At 50.0% G+C, this 246-nt stretch carries 1 tRNA gene; it reads right to left on the minus strand.

What is annotated here, in order from left to right:
• Positions 1-126: 126 nt before the first annotated feature.
• A tRNA-Ile gene (locus LQK91_RS21955) sits at positions 127-203 on the minus strand.
• Positions 204-246 lie beyond the last annotated feature (43 nt).

The raw sequence follows: 246 nt of genomic DNA on the forward strand, positions 1-246 counted from the left end.
GACCACTACTACCACTCAACCGAGTACACTTCGTGAGAAATGCAATTCGTGCTCAGGCAAGGCATGTTTCCGCGAAGCATAGTCAACTATGCGAGCCGGAGACATAACGCAGCGTGAGTGCGAATTTGGTAGGCCTGAGTGGACTTGAACCACCGACCTCACCCTTATCAGGGGTGCGCTCTAACCACCTGAGCTACAAGCCTGTAGAGGTTTTTTCTGCTCGTTACTTTTTATCAGACAATCTGT

The organism is Pantoea sp. MHSD4 (assembly GCF_021043305.1).
Classification (GTDB): domain Bacteria; phylum Pseudomonadota; class Gammaproteobacteria; order Enterobacterales; family Enterobacteriaceae; genus Pantoea; species Pantoea eucalypti.